Genomic DNA, 17,012 nt, shown 5'->3' with positions numbered 1-17,012 from the left:
AAATTAGTTTCTTGAAGGGAAAATTCCTTCTAGAGCAATGCTCATGTATATTCCTAAGTAAGGATTACGTATTCCGATTGGAATGTTATTACCAATTAGGCTCGTAGTACCGCTAATCACAGAAGATACACCACCAACAACATTTGTTCCTGTTGGGGATTCTCTGTAGATTTCTGGCATGTTTCCAGAATCTCCAAATCCGTTAGAACCACCATCAGTAGTGTTACTGCCGTTTGCATTGTTAGTTGCCAATACTTTTGTAGCAACATTTGCTTGTCCGTTTACTAATGCGTGAGCATGAGCTGGTAAGTTTGAAATAAGGATAGATACGCTTTCAACACCAGCAACTTCACCTTGTGAGATGTTTGAAAGTCCTGGGCCAGATCCTGGGTGAACAATAGATCTTCCTCTCAAATCAGGAAGTGCAAATGTAGTTTGCCCATTTCCGCCATAGGTAGTACCTAAAAGGGAAAATAATGCTGTGTTTTGAGCAATTGACATGATCTGTCCATCGCAGAAAGCCCATCCTCTAGGAGGGAAGTTAAATCCATAAGCCTGAATTTGGCCAAGAAAAGGTTCGAACATAGTTTTAAAGGTTTTAAGTTAAAATGTTTATTGTTTGTTTAGTTTTAAATCAATTGTGAGGAGGGAATTTTTGCACTGAAAAGCAGATTTTTCTTTCATCTGCCAGTCTTCTTGCATTTCATGAGGGTGTTGAAATGCAGCTATGTCGCATTTTATCCTCTTTTTTGAGAAGGATAAGGAGCGAAAGACCATAAAAATGCTTCGTGCAATTGCTAGTGAGGGAGTTTCTTGGACAGCAAGAGTATACATAACAAAAGATTTAGCAGGTTAGTTGGGACTTTCTCTTCGAATGCTTTGTTTTTCGACTTTCCAAAATTGCGATTTTTAGAAATCGCATACAATACCACAATTTTGGTATATTTTTGCCTCACCTAATTTAGTGAGGTGATTTTGAGTGCTTTTTTGTACTAATTTTAGTATAGAAACAGGCGTAGCAAGGCATTTGCCTATCGAATGATGGTCGTTATGTTCACATTTTGTGAAGTCAAAAAGGGCGTAAAGAAAAGGGCAGGAGATTTAAAAAGAAGCCTAATTTTTATAGAAGCTATTTTGTTTCGATTCTTTTTGCTATGTCTATCGATTTCGATATTCTGAAATCATAGAGGTGTAATTAAGAATGCTAATCCAATTGTATTTTATTGTTGGGAAAGAGAAAAATATTTCCTGTAGGAAGTAATAAATCCGAAAATCTTAGTAGGACTATCTCTTTTTGTGATAATCGGGGTGATTCACGAAATTGTTTATTAGTTGTCGGAAGCGCTATCAGTATTTTTGCCGAATTCTATTTTAGCATCGATTATCTTTTTTAAGAAATCTTTGTCGTTTCTTAAGTCTTCCACTTCACGTTCTAATATCTCAATTGTCTGGTTTTTGGCATCCACAACACTGCCTTTGTTGATAAGAAACTCGCTTTCAGGTTCTTTTAGCGTATGGTTGTCAGGCTGAAGGAAGTCATTTTCATAAATAGTTCCTTTTATAAAATAATAAACAGAAACATTTACCGCTTTCGAGATCTCAATCAAGAAATCTAAAGTGATTTCTTTCGATTTGAAACGGTTTTGCAGGTTTTGGGGAGAAATGTCTAATCTTTTTGCAACTTCATTTAGTTGTATGTCAAGTAATTGCAACTTTTTCTTTAAAATTTTCCCGTCCATATGAAAATAAATTTGTTTATTATAAATAAATATGTTTACTTTGTGACATATAATAGACATATCAGCTATTATTGTGATAAAACGCAAGAACCAATATAGAAAAATATGGCATACGATGGCATATTTAATAATCTTGCCATGGCTTTGCGTTTCTGCCAAAAACGTAAAGTTATTGTTTTTTTCGTATTTGCAATAGGCAAAAACTAAAAAAAATACCCTGATTTCTGTAGGCTATCAGACGGTGCGTTTTTTTGATAGCAGTGCGGACGCATTTTCTATACAGTCGCTTATTTATTCTTGATTATAAATTTCTTACATTGCAGGAGCTATTAACCCCTAAATGAGTTCCTTATGAAGATAATTTTACTTTCTTCTCTTGTATTTCTTTCGCTGTGCACGGCATCAAAAGCCCAAAATTTTACGTTAAAACCCACTCCTGATATAGTAGGACTCCAATATAGTTCTGTTGATTTTGCAGATATCGACGGCGATGGCGATCTTGATCTTTTTACTGGAGGCGCCGATCCAAGCTACATACTAACGTCAAGGATGTATAAAAATGACGGCAGTGGGAATTTTACGCTATCGGACGGAACTACTTTTATCAAGATCCGTGAAGGTGCTGCGGCTTTCGGAGACGTGAATGGCGATAATTTTCCAGATTTGGTTGTTGCTGGTAATACGCCGGGTCCGACAACCAAGCTGTATATCAACAATGGTTCTGGAAACTATAGCCTTTCAACGGTAGAATTTACGCAGAGCACCTATGGCGCTTTGGCTTTTGGCGATATCGATAATGACGGTGATAATGATTTGGTAGTTACAGGTTTTTCTACCAGCTTCTATGGCATTACGGAATTGTATAAAAATGATGGCAATGGCAATTTACGCTACTTACTGCGGCCCAGAGCGGCTTTACTGCACCGGGTGTTTTTAGGAGTTCTGTAGTTCTGGAAGACTTTGACGGCGACGGCTTTCTTGATGTTTTTGTTACCGGAAATACCTCAAACAATATACTCGTGAATACTTTGTATAAGAATAACGGAAATGGCAGTTTTACGATACGTGCCACGCCGATAGCGCCTATCCAGACAGGTTCTGTTTCGGCAGGGGATTTTGATAATGATGGTGACAAAGATCTGCTTGTTGTTGGTGCGGATGCTGTAAGCGCGAAAGTGGCGCTTTTGTATAGCAATGACGGCAATGGCAATTTTACGCTGGTTCCTGACGTTCCTTTTATAGGCGCGCAGTACGGAAGAAGTGTTTTTGCCGATGTGAACAATGATGGCTATCCCGATGTTTTTATCTCAGGCTACAGGAATCCGAATAGGAGGGCAGATCTGTATATGAATAATGGCGCTTCGGGAGGATTTACTCCAGCGACAGTTCCTTTTCAAGGATTGAATAATGCTGATGTGGCATTTGCCGATGTGGATGGCGATATTGATTTGGACTTTTTGCTCACCGGACTGTCTGAAGCTGGAACGATATCAAAGCTTTTTCTTAACGAGCTTTTTCTGGGTACAGAAAATCCGGAAGCAAAAAATATCCGCTTTTATCCAAATCCAGTTGCGGCATCGCTTTATTTGACGCTGCCTTCAGGAGTACAAGCGCTGAAGGCTGATGTGTATTCGCTTTTCGGACAGCTTGTATATTCAGAAGATTTTGCACACGGCACCAATCCAGTCGTACACTTTGACGCTCTTGCTGCGGGAGTCTACCTGATGAAGGTAACAACCGATTCGGGAACACAGGTACAGCGCATCGTGAAATCATGACAATGCCAGAAAAGAATAATAGTGTCTTAATGATTTAGTCATCCTAAATTAATATTTTTATATCTATTTTGATACTATATGATTCTGGAAACCAAGAGCAAAGAAGCTGGCTTAAAACCTAATTTTTTTGACAGAGATGTCAGCTGGCTGTCGTTTAACGAAAGAGTGCTTCATGAAGCGGCGGCCGCTGATGTGCCGCTTTTTGAAAGGATAAAATTTCTTTCTATCTACTCTTCTAATCTCGACGAATTTTACCGAGTAAGGATACCGTCATTGATGGCACTGAAGAAAATTTCTAAAAGCGAAGCCGAAAATGGGTTTGCCTACCAGCATATATTGGACAAGATCCAGCATATCGTAGATGACCAGCAGCATGTTTTTGGGACTATAATATCAGAAAAAATACTTCCTGCCCTTAAGAAAGAAAAATTCCATCTGCTCTATAACGAGCTTATTCCGGACAGCATTCATGAAGAAATTACCCATTATTTTTTTACCGAAGTGCTGGCGTTTATACAAGTTGTCGACATGTCGGCTAAAGAAATAGACTTCTTTCCAGAAAATAATAAACTGTATAAGCTTGTCGCGATTGAAGAAGGAGCCGACTTGTACAAGCTGTTTATCTTGAACATTCCTTCAGACGATTTGCCGCGCTTTTTTTCTGTAAAAAAAGGAACCAAAAACTACATTCTCTTTTTAGATGATATCATAAAATTCGGACTCTCGCTTATCTTTAAAGATCAAAAACTGCTAGCAGATTATAATTTCAAGATTACTCGCGATGCGGCCTTGGAACTCGATGACGAATATGATGAAGCCATGGCCGAAAAAATGGAGAAAAAAATTGCCAAGCGCGATTATAGCTTTGCGACCCGTTTTTTGTTTGATTATAGGATGCCGCCGCCATTTTTGCAATCGCTGATTGATGCCTTTAAGCTAAAAGACGCTACTGTTGTTTTGGGCGGATGTTATCACAATCTGAAAGATTTGGCTTCGTTGCCGCTGAGAAAAGAGAGCCTGTCCTATCCTAAAATAACGCCGATTTCTACAGCCGTGCCTTTAGGGAAAAATCTTTTTGAAGTTGTTGCAGAAAAAGACATGCTGTTTCACGTGCCTTATCAGTCGTATGATGGTGTGTTGCGCTTTTTTAATGAAGCATCTATAAACCAAGATGTCGAAGAAGTGTATGTAACGCTGTATCGCGTGGCCAGTGATTCGAAAATTGCCAATGCTTTGATCAGTGCGGCAAAAAATGGCAAGAAGGTTACGGTTGTGGTGGAATTAAAAGCAAGGTTTGATGAAGCCAACAATATAAAATGGTCCAAGCAGTTGAAAAAAGCAGGAGTGAAGATCGTCTATAGCATTCCGTCGCTAAAAGTACACGCCAAGATAGCGCTCGTAAAGTTCAAGAAACAGAGCAAACTAGCTCCTATAGGTTTGTTTGCGACTGGCAACCTGAATGAAAACACGGCACGATTTTATACGGACCATATCTTGATGACCGCCCATAAAGAAATGCTGAAGGACTTGGAGAAAGCCTTCCATTTACTGGCAACCATTAAGAAAAATCCCAAGAAATATAAGATTGATTTCAAGCATCTGCTGGTAGCCAAATTCAGCTTGAGAGAGAAGTTCATTGCTTTGATTGATAACGAAATCCAGAATCATAAAAAAGGCTTGAGTTCCGGAATAACAATCAAGCTGAACAATCTGGAAGAGAAGAGTCTGATTGAAAAATTATACGAAGCGTCTAAATCAGGCGTAAAAATCCAATTAATTGTCAGGGGAATATGCTGTCTTGTTCCAGGGATTCCGGGTATGAGCGAAACAATTTCCGTAAGGCGAATTGTGGACAGGAATCTGGAACATGGAAGGATTTTTGTGTTTGATAATAATGGCGATCCATTGATTTATATGGGTTCTGCGGATTGGATGAATCGAAATATTTATAATAGGATAGAAGTCTGCTTCCCGATTTATGATCCAAATTTAAAAAAGGAATTATTGGATATCTTGGACTTTCAGCTTGAAGATAACGTCAAAGCGGTATGGATCGGTTCAACGCTTCAAAATATTCCAGTTAGAAATGATAAGACACTAGTACGTTCGCAGGAAAAAATCTATGAATACTTGTCTGAAAAAGCTTGATGGGCTATCAAGTTTCAATGCAGAGAAAATCGTTATGGTTCTGCCTTTCTAAATGAATTAAAAATACTCCTATTTTAGTTTCGTCAGAATTTCTTTGGAAGCCAATTTATAAGCAGCCGAATGATTCGGATAGTCTTGTTGCAAAATAACTTTCAGCTCCGGATAAACCCAATCTTTCACTTTTCCAAAAGAATAAAGCGCTCTCATGGCATACGCTTTTGTTGCGACTTTTTGGTCGGTAATGAGCCAATCAAAGCAAGATTCGATCATGAGTTCGAGCTGATTGTCTGTCAGAAAGACTTCTCCTGATTTTAGCTTTTTGAGATGGTGGCTCGCCGAAAAAAGACAAATTTTTGAAACGGAACGAAGTGCGCCGTCATGCGAATAAGAAGAAAGCGTCTTGCAGAAAACATCCAGATAAGGAGAAAGCCAGTCGATGTTTTTTTCAAAAACCAGTTCCGAAACCCAGCAGGCTTTGTGGTGTTTCTTGTCTTTTGTATTCAGCAATACTGCCATCAGATTCTGTAATAACTCAGGTTTTTTAATGACATCGTCAGATAGTGATTCTCTGCTGAGGCGGTGCGCAGTGCTTTTCTCTAAAATTTGGATAAAATCTGAATTCATATCAATGATTTCCGTTGATAAACATTTCCATAACTGTACTTATTATTACAGTCAGTATAAAAAAGTACACATAGGTCAGAAGGGTTCTCAAAAGATTTCTTAGGGTAGATTGCGTATTGAAAAACTGATTGTAGGTCCAGATTGCCAATAGGAAATCAATTAATATGGATATTCCAGAAAGAAGCAGCATTGTTTTCGACCCATTAAATATATAAAGCAGTGGAAAAAAAACGAATTGTAGCATCAATTTCTGTCCGGCAATAAAAGAATTTAGCACTAGATGCTCTACCAGATTGTATCCTCTTTTCCAAAAGGAAAAAAAAGACGCGATGGATATGAGAGGAATAGTGAACAGAGTAGCCAAAGCATAATGCTCAATAATCCAGTTGCTCATGATTTGTGTTGCTTGCTTGGAATCTCCACTGGCTGTATTGTCTGGAATCTCAATATGAAAATAATGATACAGCAGACCATAGAAAGAACCGAGCAGAAAAATCATTGCTGTCGGCTTGAAATGGCTGACTCTTTTGCCTTCAATAAATTCCCTAATAGAATGGCCGGGTCTCGTAAAAAGCTCCTTGGCGGTGTAAAGCAATCCTTTGTCAAAATGAAAAACGCCATGCTGTATGTCGTGCCAGAGATAATGAAGATTTATCGGATGCGTATCAGCAGACTGGCCGCATTTGCTACAGAAATTTCCATTAATTTCTTGCCCGCAGTTTTTGCATATTGCATTCATAGATTACGCTATTTGGCGTAAAATTATTAAAATAATTTGTTTTGGAAGTTTATTTTTTAACGGCCACTCTCCAGATTGTATTGCCGCTGTCGTCATTTACTAAAAGCGATCCGTCGTTCATGACGGTTACAGCAACAGGACGACCATAAACTTCTGCTTTTTTCTCATCGGCTATAAATCCGGTTAAGAAATCTATTGGTTTTCCAGCAGGTTTTCCATTTTTGAAAGGGACAAAAAGTATTTTGTAGCCGCTTAATATCGAACGATTCCACGAGCCGTGCTGTCCGACAAAAGCGCCGTTTCTATATTCGGCAGGAAATGCCTGCTTGTCATAAAAGGCTAGTCCAAGTGATGCCGTGTGCGTGCCTACAGGAATGTCTGGAATAATGGCTTTGGCTACGAGTTCTTTGCCCTGGCCTTTCATTCGAGGGTCTTCAATCTGTCCATAATAGGAATAAGGCCAGCCATAAAATCCTCCTCTTTTAACGCTGGTAATATAATCCGGAACGAGTTCGTCGCCCAAGTCATCACGCTCGTTTACGGCTGTCCAAAGTTCATTGTTCGCAGGATTCCAGTCCATTCCGACAGGATTTCTTAATCCGCTGGCATAGATTTTTTCTCCCGTACCGTCTGGATTTATTTCAAGTATGTTGGCGCGTCTTTTTTCCACTTCCATGCCATGCTCGGCATTGTTGCTAGCCGATCCGACAGAAACATATATTTTTGATCCGTCTGGACTAGCCAAAAGGTTTCTCGTCCAATGATTGTTGTAGCCTCCGGCAGGAAGCTCCAAAATCTTCTCTCCGCTTCCTTTGAGCTTCAGGTCACCTTGTTTGTAAGGAAAACGGTATAATCCATCGGTATTGGCGATATAAAAATAGTTCCCAAGGATGAGCATTCCGAAAGGCATATTTAGGCCTTCCTTAAAGACTTCTCTAGTTTCAAAAACACCATCGTTGTCTTTGTCTCGAAAAACAGTAATCTGGTTGGCGCTTTTAAAAGTGCTGCTTTCTACTACAAAAATGTCATTGTTTGGAGCGATGTAAGTCCAACGCGGATTCTTGAGGCCGTCGGCAAATTTGGTGACTACAAAGCCTTCAGGAGCTTTGGGAGTGACTCCTGCAGGCCATTCTTTCATCTGACTTCTTTTGGTGACAGATTCAGAAGAATAGGGAGCAGGAAGCGTAAGGTCGCCAATAGCCGTTTTTACGACAACATCGCCTTGTTTTGAGGCCTGTTTTTTTTCTTGTTTTGAAACCTGTCCATTACAAGATAGGAAAGAAAAAGCGATGCTTGTTATTAGGAGTGAAATTCTCGTTTTCATAGCTGGAAAAGTTTTAGCGGTTCTTTTTTCGGAGCTTGAATTTACTGATTTTAAATTTTTTATCCTCTGGACCTGCAGAATATTAAATATTATTTAACAAAAATAAAATTGTAATAAAACTGAAATAAATTGTAAAATAGCTGGATTCTATTTTAGTATATTTGCAACTTATTATTTAACAATATAATTGTGATACAGCTTCACGACAAACATTTTGTTCCTTTCATCAGCGCAAAGGAAATTGATGCTGCCATAGCCAAGATGGCGCAGGAAGTGGCAGAAGACCTAGACGAAGAGATACCCCTGTTTGTGGGCGTTTTGAACGGCGCCTTTATGGTTGTTTCAGACTTCATGAAACACTATCCAAAAGCTTGCGAAGTGAGCTTTGTGAAATTAGCCTCCTATGAAGGCATTTCTACAACCAATGAAGTAAAAAAACTCATTGGACTTAATCAAGATTTATCGGGAAGAACCGTTGTCGTGATAGAAGATATTGTCGACACGGGAAATACTTTGGTCGAACTGAAAGCCATGTTTGAAGCGCAAAATGTAAAGCGGCTCAAAATCGCTACTTTGTTTTTAAAGCCCGAAGCATATAAAAAAGATATAAAAATTGATTATATTGGTATTGAAATTCCAAACAGATTCATCGTTGGGTTTGGTTTGGATTATGACGGACTGGGAAGAAACATTCCGGAAGTATACCAATTGAAAGAATAATAAAATCTAAAGATTACAACATTTTGGATTGAAAAATCCTGGCATATAATAACTCACAACTAACACAATGATTAATATCGTATTATTTGGAAAGCCTGGGGCAGGAAAAGGAACACAGGCTGAATTCTTAAAAGGAAAATACAATCTGACCCATCTTTCAACGGGTGATATTTTTAGATTTAATATTAAAAATGAAACGGAACTTGGCAAATTGGCGAAGACCTATATGGACAAAGGTGATTTAGTTCCAGATGAAGTAACAATACAGATGCTGCAAAGCGAGGTTGATAAAAACCCAGAATCTAGAGGGTTTCTTTTTGACGGATTTCCAAGAACTTTGTCGCAAGCAGAAGCTTTAGATAAATTTTTGGAGTCTAAAGACGAAAAAATTACGGCAACGGTTGCTTTGGAAGCCAATGATGAGATATTGGTAAAAAGACTTTTAGAAAGAGGAAAAACATCAGGTAGACCTGATGACCAAGATGAAGAAAAAATCAGGAACCGTTATCAAGAATACAACGAAAAAACAGCTCCATTAATGGACTATTATAAAGCACAAAATAAATTTCATGCTGTGGACGGAATCGGTTCCATAGAAGAAATTACACATCGATTAAGTACTGTAATCGATAGCCTTTAACTTAATTTATAAATCTTGGAAATAGCTATAATTTTCTTTTTAATCCTTTTGAATGGTGTTTTTTCGATGTCGGAAATCGCATTGATATCAGCGCGAAAAAACAGATTGGAAACTTCTGCAAAAAAGGGGAATACGAGCGCTAAAACCGCACTGGATTTGGCCAATTCACCAAACAAATTTTTGTCGACTGTTCAAATCGGAATCACATTAATCGGAATCTTAACAGGTATTTATTCAGGTGATAAAGTCACTGATGATGTAAAGATTTTCTTAGACCAGTTTGAAGTCCTTCAACCGTATTCTGCCAATCTTTCTGTTGGAATTGTAGTTGTTGTGCTGACTTTCTTCTCGCTGGTATTGGGCGAATTGCTTCCAAAAAGGATAGGATTGAATTATCCAGAGTCTATCGCTAAAACGGTAGCCTTGCCGATGAAAATAATTTCGGTTATCACGGCTCCGTTTATCTGGCTTTTGACCATTTCTACAGAATCATTACTAAAATTATTCCGAATCAGGCCTACTGCCGATGGAAAAGTAACTGAGGAAGAAATCAAGGCCATTATCAAAGAAGGAACTGAGGTCGGCGAAGTACAAGAAATCGAGCAAGATATCGTGGAACGTGTTTTCCACATTGGTGACAGAAAGGTAAACTCCTTGATGACCCACAGGAAATCGGTTGATTATCTTTCTTTAGAAGATGATTTTGCTACGTTAAAGCAAAAAGTTTTAGACGAAATCCACTCCGTTTATCCGGTATGCGAAGAAAGTTTAGATGAAGTAGTAGGGGTTGTATTGCTTAAGGATTTGTTCGCCAAATTTGAAAACGGCAACTTCAACCTAAGAGAAATAATGAAGGAACCGGTCTATTTGATCGAACACACTTCGGCTTATAAGGCGTTGGATATTTTCAAGAAGACCAAAGTACATTATGCTATCGTGACCGACGAGTACGGAATCACGCAAGGGATGATTACCTTAAATGATATCTTGGAAGCTCTAGTTGGCGATGCTTCTGATTTTTATCATGAAGAATTCCAGCTTGTAGCTAGAGAAGATGGAACTTGGTTAGTGGACGGACATTATTCGCTCCATGACTTTTTGACCTATTTTGATTTGGACGAGCTTATTAATGATTATGAAGTTACGACAGTGAGCGGCTTGATCATGACAGAGCTTTCCTATATTCCGAAACAAGGCGAAAAACTAATCTGGAACCTATTCGAACTAGAAGTTATAGATATGGACGGCGTTAAAATCGACAAGGTTTTGGTGCGTTCACTAAAAGAATAAATAAAAAGAAACAGTATAGAGTTTAAGGTTTAGAGTCAGCAGAATACTGTTGCTTTAAACCTTAAAATTTACACTTTAAACAAAGAAAATGACAGAGGGAAATTTTGTAGATTACGTTAAGATTTATGTTTCTTCCGGAAAAGGAGGGAAAGGATCGACGCATTTGCATAGAGAGAAATTTATTGAAAAAGGCGGCCCGGATGGTGGTGACGGTGGACGCGGTGGACACGTATATTTAGTGGGAAACAAAGGGCTTTGGACATTGTTTCACTTAAAGTTTGCAAAACACGTTAAAGCGGGTCACGGCGGTGATGGTGGAAGTGCGAGAAGCACGGGTGCTGATGGAGAAGATAAATTTATCGAAGTTCCGTTAGGAACTGTTGTCCGTGATAAAGAAACCAACGAGATTTTATTTGAGATTACCGAACACGGCGAGAAAAAAATTGTGGCAAAAGGAGGAAAAGGAGGTCTAGGAAACTGGCACTTTAGAAGCTCTACCAACCAGACGCCAAGATATTCGCAGCCTGGAATGCCAGCCAACGAAATTGACGTAATCTTAGAACTTAAAGTTCTGGCAGATGTTGGTTTGGTAGGTTTTCCAAATGCAGGAAAATCGACTTTGCTGTCGGTACTGACTTCGGCTAAGCCAAAAATTGCCGACTATCCTTTTACGACATTAAAGCCAAATTTAGGAATTGTAGCCTACAGGGATTTTCAATCGTTTGTAATGGCCGATATTCCGGGTATTATTGAAGGCGCTGCAGAAGGAAAAGGACTCGGGCATTATTTCTTAAGACATATCGAAAGAAATTCAGTCCTGTTGTTTTTGATTCCGGCAGATGCTGATGATATCAAAAAAGAATACGAAATTCTTTTGGATGAATTACGTCGCTACAATCCAGAGATTTTAGATAAGGAAAGATTTATCGTGATTTCAAAATCAGACATGCTCGATGAGGAACTGAAGGCCGAAATGAAAGTACAGCTAGATAAAGATTTCAAAGGATTAAAATACCATTTCATCTCTTCGATAGCCAATCAAGGCTTGCTAGAATTGAAAGACAAACTTTGGGAAATGCTGAATTCTGAAGAAAATCAAATTCAGGCTACTCCAGAAGCATAAAAAAAGCGACTCATTGAGTCGCTTTTTTTATATTTTGTTTTCATCAATTCGTTTGAAAAACTCATCACTATAGATAGCGCCTATCGGCAGCATCTGACTGTAATTTTCTAGAGATTATTAATCAAATGTAAATTATTCGTTATTTTTGCGTGAATATATTTTGAGTCCCCCACCCGTTCTTCTGACACCGCAGAATCGATGCTGTATAAGCCTCATCTTCAGAAGGACACAATGGTTAGATTTTATGAAAATCAACTGGAAAAATGATTTTACTGTCATGGCATTGCGGCTTTTGGTCGTGTATGTCGCTTTTATGCTCGGAAGATTACTCTTTTATTATTTTAATGATGACCTGATCGATCCGATCCGTGGAAAAGATATCATTTCGCTGCTCAGGGGAAGCCTGATGTTTGATACGGTTTCGATATTGTATCTGAACCTTCCGTTTATCTTTTTATCGCTAGTGCCATTTCGATTTAGGGAAAAAGCAAATTACCAAAAGAAGCTTTTTTGGGTTTATATGGGCTTGAACAGTCTTGGACTGCTAGTCAATTTTGCAGACGTATTTTACTATCCATACAAACAATCTAGACTGGTTTTAGGCGACTTGTTTCTGGTAAAAGAAGATAGTTTTTCGCTTCTTATAATCGATTTCATAGCCGATTATTGGTATGGCTTTATTTTCTATTTCATTATCCTCGGATTGCTCAGCGTGGGCTATAAGCTTATCGGAAACGGAAAATCGGTTCTTACGAATAATCGCGATTACTATCTTGTCAATTCGGCTTATCTAGGCGTAATGGTTTTCTTGACTGTGTTTTTTGTCAGGGGAGCAAGTCTTTCTAAAGCTTCGTTTCCGATTTCCATGAGCGACGCCTTTCTTTATACGGATAATGCTTCTCATACTTCTTTGATATTAAGCAATCCTTTTTGCCTTTTCCGTACTATAGGCAAATCTAAGAAAGTCCCGAAGCTTGAATATTTTGATAAACGAACTGCCGCGGCTTATTTGCCGACCACACACAAGCCTTCTTCTTCAAATATGTTTTCCATCGACAAGAAAACAAATGTCTTTATAATAATTTTGGAAAGTTTTGGTAAGGCGCACATCAAGAGTCTTTCGGACCAGTTCAAGCCGAAGCAGCCGACGAATACTCCTTTTTTGGATTCGCTTTTTAATGAAGGCTATCTTTTTACGAATGCCTACCAGAACGGCTACCGTTCTATGGATGCCCTACCTGCTATTTGGGCTTCCATCCCGACATTTAAGGAACCGTTTTTGTCATTGCCGAACTCGGTTGCAGATTATTATGCGCTTCCGGCTTGTATGAACGAAATGGGCTATCATACAGCTTTCATGCATGGCGCTGTAAAGGAATCGATGGGCTTTGTTTCGTTTGGAAAAAATCTTGATATTAAAGAATTCCAATCGAGAGAAGAATATGAAGAGGAAAGAGGCGATGATGATTTTGATGGCAAATGGGGAATCTGGGATCATAAATTCTGGCCTTTCGTGCATGAAAAGGTCAACCAAATGCCGAAGCCTTTTTTTACGACTGTTTTTACTTTGTCATCTCACCATCCGTTTAGCATTCCAAAAGGATTTGAAAATAAATTCTCCGAAGGAACGCTTCCGATACATCGTGCCATAAAGTATTCGGATTATGCACTCAAGACCTTTTTTGAAAGTATCAGGAATGAGCCATGGTTTAAGAATACGTTGTTTATCATTACGGCCGATCATGCATCGGGAGCAGATTCGCCAAAGTTTTTGAAACCGCCGTATGATTACTCGATTCCGATTTTGTTTTATCATCCGGGCAAAAACTTTAAGGGAACAGATGACAAAATCATGCAGCATATTGACATCATGCCAACACTTTTAGGAATGCTAGATTACCATAAGCCTTATTTTGCTTTTGGAAAGAATCATTTTGATACCGAAGCTCAAAAGGATCATTTTGCTATCAATTTTTCAAATAGTGCTTTTAACTGTACGACAGATTCGCATTATTATCAGTTTAATGAAAAGGACGTACTGGTCAAGGCAGATTATAGAAAAGATCCGCTCTGGAAAAATAATCTTATTAAAAAGAAGACAGCGGAAGACGAAAAAGACATCAAGTATTTTAAGGCGTTCATCCAACAATACTATTTCCACTTGGGCGAAAGGAATTTCCTGCCTGAAAAAGCCACCAAGAGAACCAAGGAGTTTGCGGATCTGTATAAGTAAGATCAGGAAGCAAATTTCTTTAGGGATAAGTCTAAAGTAAAAGTTAAAAATTGCGATAACGATTTAGTTTTCTCCTTGATTATGGGCCTAAAATTGTAAAATGAAGTATATTCGCATCGCGAAAATATATATGTTCGCGGTCAAAAATGTAACAAAAATGCATTTTTAAAGACTACTAGCATATATCTATTAAACTTTAAATACTATTCAATGAAAAAAATTATTTTATCCTTAATTACGGCGATACTGCTTGTTCCGACAACGGTAAAGGCTGACGAAGGAATGTGGTTTTTGATGTTCATCGAGCGTTTGAATCACCGTGACATGCAAAAAATGGGATTGCAGCTGACATCAGAAGAAATCTACAGCATCAACCATTCAAGTATCAAAGACGCTATCGTCCAATTTAATGGTGGCTGTACGGCTGAAATTATTTCTAACCAAGGTTTGGTTTTGACAAACCACCACTGTGGTTACGATGCGATTGCAGAAGTTTCTACTCCAAAAGAAAATTATTTGAGAGATGGTTTTTGGGCAAAAGACAAAAAGTCTGAAATCAAGCCAAGCTCTCTTTATGTGCGTTTCTTTGTAAGAATGGACGATGTTTCTAAACGAATCCTTTCTAAAGTTACGGATAACATGAACGAGGCGGAGCGTGAGAAAGCGATCAACCAAGAAATTGCAAAAATCCAAAAAGAAAATGACGAAGGTGGAAAATATACAGTTTCTGTTCGTTCGTTTTTCCAAGGAAATGAATACTACTATTTCGTTTACCAAGATTATAAAGATGTTCGTTTAGTGGGAACTCCGCCAGAAAGCATCGGTAAATTCGGTGGCGATACAGACAACTGGGAATGGCCTCGTCATACGGGAGATTTCTCTATGTTCAGAGTATATGCTGATAAAGACGGAAATCCTGCTGAATATTCTGTAGACAACGTTCCGTTGAAACCAAAACACCACTTGCCAATCAGCTTGAAAGGTGTTCAAGAAAATGATTTTGCGATGATCTTAGGATATCCTGGAAGAACCAACCGTTGGATGCCAGCTGGAGGAATCGAGCAAAACGTGAAATTTGCATACCCTGCTTGGGTTGAAGGTTCTAAAACAGGAATGGACGCTATGAAATTCCACATGGATAAAAGCGACCAAGTTCGTTTGGACTATGCATCTAAATATGCTTCTGTAGCAAACTACTGGAAAAACCGTCAAGGAATGATTGATGCGTTGACTAAATTCAAAACTGCGGCTACTAAGCAAAAAGAAGAGGCTGAATTTAACAAATGGGCAAACAAGCCTGAAAACAAACAAAAGTATGGCGATGTTGTTGCTACCATCAATAAATATTATGCTGCAACAAACGAAAAGTCAAGACATGATAACTACTTGACTTCTATCTTGAGAAACAGCAGCTTGGCTGCAGGTCCGTCAAGCATAGGAAATGCTGCTGCTGCTTATGCTAAAGAAAACGATGCTAAAAAAGCGGAAATGCTTCCAAGAATCCAAGCAATGGTTGATGGTATCTACGAAGGATTCTACCTTCCTGTGGAAAGAGACGTATTGATTGCTGAATTAAACTTATATGCTTCAAAAGCGGGTTATAAATTGGCTCCTTATGTTGAAGAATTGGCAAAAGTGAACAAAAACGATTTTACAAAATTTGTAGATGAGGCTTTGGCTGAAAGTGTTTTTGCTACGAAAGAAAAAGCAGAGGCATTTTTGAAAAATCCAAATCTTGAAGTGTTGAAAACCGACAAATTGTACTTGCTTTCTTCTAGCATTTTGGCTACTTACAGAAACAAGCCTGAGGATCTTGCGAAATTGGAGAATGATTTCCAAAAATCATTCCGTCTACTTGTAGAAGGATTGCGTGAATCTAAATTGAACAAAATCCAATATCCAGATGCGAATTCGACTTTGCGTCTAACGTATGGAAAAGTTCGTGCTTTGCCTGCTGACAAGAGAAATGATGCAAAAATCAACAACTATACTACGCTTCAAGGAACAATCAAAAAGTACAAGCCAAACGATCAAGAGTTTGACTTGCCAAAAAGATTGATCGAATTGAACGAGAAAAAAGATTTCGGACAGTATGCTGACAAAAACGGGTACATGCCTGTTAACTTCTTGACAGATAATGATATTACGGGAGGTAACTCAGGTTCTCCTGTATTGAATGGAAAAGGAGAGCTTATCGGTGTTGCTTTTGACGGAAACATCGAGGCTATGGCTGGAGACGTAATCTTTGATTCTAAATTGCAAAGAACCATCAATGTGGATATTCGTTATGTATTGTTCATCATCGATAAATATGCGGGAGCGAAACATATTGTTGACGAAATGACAATCGCAAAATAATTTTTTAGATTAGTTATTAGTTCAAATAGTTTAAAAAGCCGTTTCAATTTTGAAACGGCTTTTTTTTATGATGTATTGAACTTGAGGGATGACGGGACTTCCGTAAGCGGCAAAAGAGCTTCCGTAGGCGACAAATTAATTTCGGAAGCGGGAAAATTGGCTTCCTAAAGTGGAAAATAGGCTTCCGTAGGTGGAAAAAGGATTTTGGAAAGCGGCAAAGGAGTTTCCTATGGTGGCAAACGAATTTCCACAGTTGGAAAAGCAGTTTCCTACGGCGGAAAATAAGCTTCCGTAGC

14 protein-coding genes are annotated in these 17,012 nt (G+C 38.6%); 9 read left to right on the top strand and 5 right to left on the bottom strand.

Annotated features, from left to right (window positions below; genetic code table 11):
* Positions 1 to 3: 3 nt before the first annotated feature.
* Both GGR22_RS14360 and GGR22_RS14355 read right to left on the bottom strand, forming a co-directional pair.
* Positions 4 to 585: a phage tail protein gene (locus GGR22_RS14360; RefSeq protein WP_182494214.1), complete on the bottom strand. Its 582-nt coding sequence runs from the start codon at positions 583 to 585 to the stop codon at positions 4 to 6.
* A 743-nt stretch (positions 586 to 1,328) separates the two neighbouring features.
* The gene (locus GGR22_RS14355; RefSeq protein ID WP_182494213.1) at positions 1,329 to 1,739 is read right to left on the bottom strand and encodes a helix-turn-helix domain-containing protein; all 411 of its coding nucleotides are present in this window, start codon (positions 1,737 to 1,739) and stop codon (positions 1,329 to 1,331) included.
* 351 nt (positions 1,740 to 2,090) lie between these two features.
* On the opposite strand from GGR22_RS14355, the gene GGR22_RS14350 reads away from it, so the two are divergent.
* The 3 genes from GGR22_RS14350 (at position 2,091) to ppk1 (ending at position 5,665) form a co-directional block, all read left to right on the top strand.
* Positions 2,091 to 2,687: an FG-GAP-like repeat-containing protein gene (locus tag GGR22_RS14350; protein ID WP_182494212.1), complete on the top strand. Its 597-nt coding sequence runs from the start codon at positions 2,091 to 2,093 to the stop codon at positions 2,685 to 2,687.
* A gap of 2 nt (positions 2,688 to 2,689) precedes the next feature.
* On the top strand, positions 2,690 to 3,517 hold the full coding sequence (locus GGR22_RS14345) for a T9SS type A sorting domain-containing protein (RefSeq protein ID WP_246336970.1): 828 nt from the start codon (positions 2,690 to 2,692) through the stop codon (positions 3,515 to 3,517).
* 78 nt (positions 3,518 to 3,595) lie between these two features.
* Positions 3,596 to 5,665: a polyphosphate kinase 1 gene (gene ppk1 / locus GGR22_RS14340; RefSeq protein ID WP_182494210.1), complete on the top strand. Its 2,070-nt coding sequence runs from the start codon at positions 3,596 to 3,598 to the stop codon at positions 5,663 to 5,665.
* A 69-nt stretch (positions 5,666 to 5,734) separates the two neighbouring features.
* On the opposite strand, the gene GGR22_RS14335 is transcribed toward ppk1, so the two are convergent.
* The 3 genes from GGR22_RS14335 to GGR22_RS14325 are packed head-to-tail and all read right to left on the bottom strand — an operon-like array spanning position 5,735 to position 8,352.
* Positions 5,735 to 6,289, bottom strand: a complete 555-nt coding sequence (locus GGR22_RS14335; RefSeq protein WP_182494209.1) for a hypothetical protein — start codon at positions 6,287 to 6,289, stop codon at positions 5,735 to 5,737.
* Between the two features lies 1 nt (position 6,290).
* A complete protein-coding gene (locus GGR22_RS14330; RefSeq protein WP_182494208.1) occupies positions 6,291 to 7,028 on the bottom strand; it encodes a DUF3667 domain-containing protein in 738 nt (245 codons plus the stop codon).
* A 49-nt stretch (positions 7,029 to 7,077) separates the two neighbouring features.
* Positions 7,078 to 8,352, bottom strand: a complete 1,275-nt coding sequence (locus tag GGR22_RS14325; protein ID WP_182494207.1) for a PQQ-dependent sugar dehydrogenase — start codon at positions 8,350 to 8,352, stop codon at positions 7,078 to 7,080.
* 189 nt (positions 8,353 to 8,541) lie between these two features.
* Here GGR22_RS14325 and GGR22_RS14320 point away from each other — a divergent pair, with 189 nt between their 5' ends.
* From GGR22_RS14320 to GGR22_RS14295, 6 genes are all read left to right on the top strand, one after another.
* Positions 8,542 to 9,072 carry a phosphoribosyltransferase gene (locus tag GGR22_RS14320; protein ID WP_182494206.1) on the top strand — a complete coding sequence of 177 codons (531 nt, stop codon included), beginning with the start codon at positions 8,542 to 8,544 and terminating at the stop codon, positions 9,070 to 9,072.
* Positions 9,073 to 9,139: 67 nt separating this feature from the next.
* A complete protein-coding gene (locus GGR22_RS14315; RefSeq protein WP_121376857.1) occupies positions 9,140 to 9,712 on the top strand; it encodes an adenylate kinase in 573 nt (190 codons plus the stop codon).
* 15 nt (positions 9,713 to 9,727) lie between these two features.
* Positions 9,728 to 11,002: a hemolysin family protein gene (locus tag GGR22_RS14310; protein ID WP_121376856.1), complete on the top strand. Its 1,275-nt coding sequence runs from the start codon at positions 9,728 to 9,730 to the stop codon at positions 11,000 to 11,002.
* A gap of 88 nt (positions 11,003 to 11,090) precedes the next feature.
* Positions 11,091 to 12,125, top strand: a complete 1,035-nt coding sequence (gene obgE, locus GGR22_RS14305; protein WP_182494205.1) for a GTPase ObgE — start codon at positions 11,091 to 11,093, stop codon at positions 12,123 to 12,125.
* Between the two features lie 244 nt (positions 12,126 to 12,369).
* A complete protein-coding gene (locus GGR22_RS14300; protein ID WP_182494204.1) occupies positions 12,370 to 14,358 on the top strand; it encodes an LTA synthase family protein in 1,989 nt (662 codons plus the stop codon).
* A gap of 210 nt (positions 14,359 to 14,568) precedes the next feature.
* The gene (locus tag GGR22_RS14295) at positions 14,569 to 16,716 is read left to right on the top strand and encodes a S46 family peptidase (protein ID WP_182494203.1); all 2,148 of its coding nucleotides are present in this window, start codon (positions 14,569 to 14,571) and stop codon (positions 16,714 to 16,716) included.
* Positions 16,717 to 17,012 lie beyond the last annotated feature (296 nt).

The organism is Flavobacterium gossypii, from assembly GCF_014138495.1.
In the GTDB taxonomy this organism is placed as follows: domain Bacteria; phylum Bacteroidota; class Bacteroidia; order Flavobacteriales; family Flavobacteriaceae; genus Flavobacterium; species Flavobacterium endophyticum.
Note: the sequence above shows the minus strand (reverse complement) of the source record. Positions and strands in the feature narration are given on the sequence as shown.

What these genes read in the sequence shown, in the direction of transcription:
- GGR22_RS14325 (WP_182494207.1), bottom strand. Translation starts at nt 8,352, where the DNA reads ATGAAAACGAGAATTTCACTCCTAATAACAAGCATCGCTTTTTCTTTC.
- GGR22_RS14330 (WP_182494208.1), bottom strand. Translation starts at nt 7,028, where the DNA reads ATGAATGCAATATGCAAAAACTGCGGGCAAGAAATTAATGGAAATTTC.
- ppk1 (WP_182494210.1), top strand. Translation starts at nt 3,596, where the DNA reads ATGATTCTGGAAACCAAGAGCAAAGAAGCTGGCTTAAAACCTAATTTT.
- GGR22_RS14315 (WP_121376857.1), top strand. Translation starts at nt 9,140, where the DNA reads ATGATTAATATCGTATTATTTGGAAAGCCTGGGGCAGGAAAAGGAACA.
- GGR22_RS14300 (WP_182494204.1), top strand. Translation starts at nt 12,370, where the DNA reads ATGAAAATCAACTGGAAAAATGATTTTACTGTCATGGCATTGCGGCTT.
- GGR22_RS14360 (WP_182494214.1), bottom strand. Translation starts at nt 585, where the DNA reads ATGTTCGAACCTTTTCTTGGCCAAATTCAGGCTTATGGATTTAACTTC.
- GGR22_RS14295 (WP_182494203.1), top strand. Translation starts at nt 14,569, where the DNA reads ATGAAAAAAATTATTTTATCCTTAATTACGGCGATACTGCTTGTTCCG.
- GGR22_RS14335 (WP_182494209.1), bottom strand. Translation starts at nt 6,289, where the DNA reads ATGAATTCAGATTTTATCCAAATTTTAGAGAAAAGCACTGCGCACCGC.
- GGR22_RS14350 (WP_182494212.1), top strand. Translation starts at nt 2,091, where the DNA reads ATGAAGATAATTTTACTTTCTTCTCTTGTATTTCTTTCGCTGTGCACG.
- obgE (WP_182494205.1), top strand. Translation starts at nt 11,091, where the DNA reads ATGACAGAGGGAAATTTTGTAGATTACGTTAAGATTTATGTTTCTTCC.
- GGR22_RS14355 (WP_182494213.1), bottom strand. Translation starts at nt 1,739, where the DNA reads ATGGACGGGAAAATTTTAAAGAAAAAGTTGCAATTACTTGACATACAA.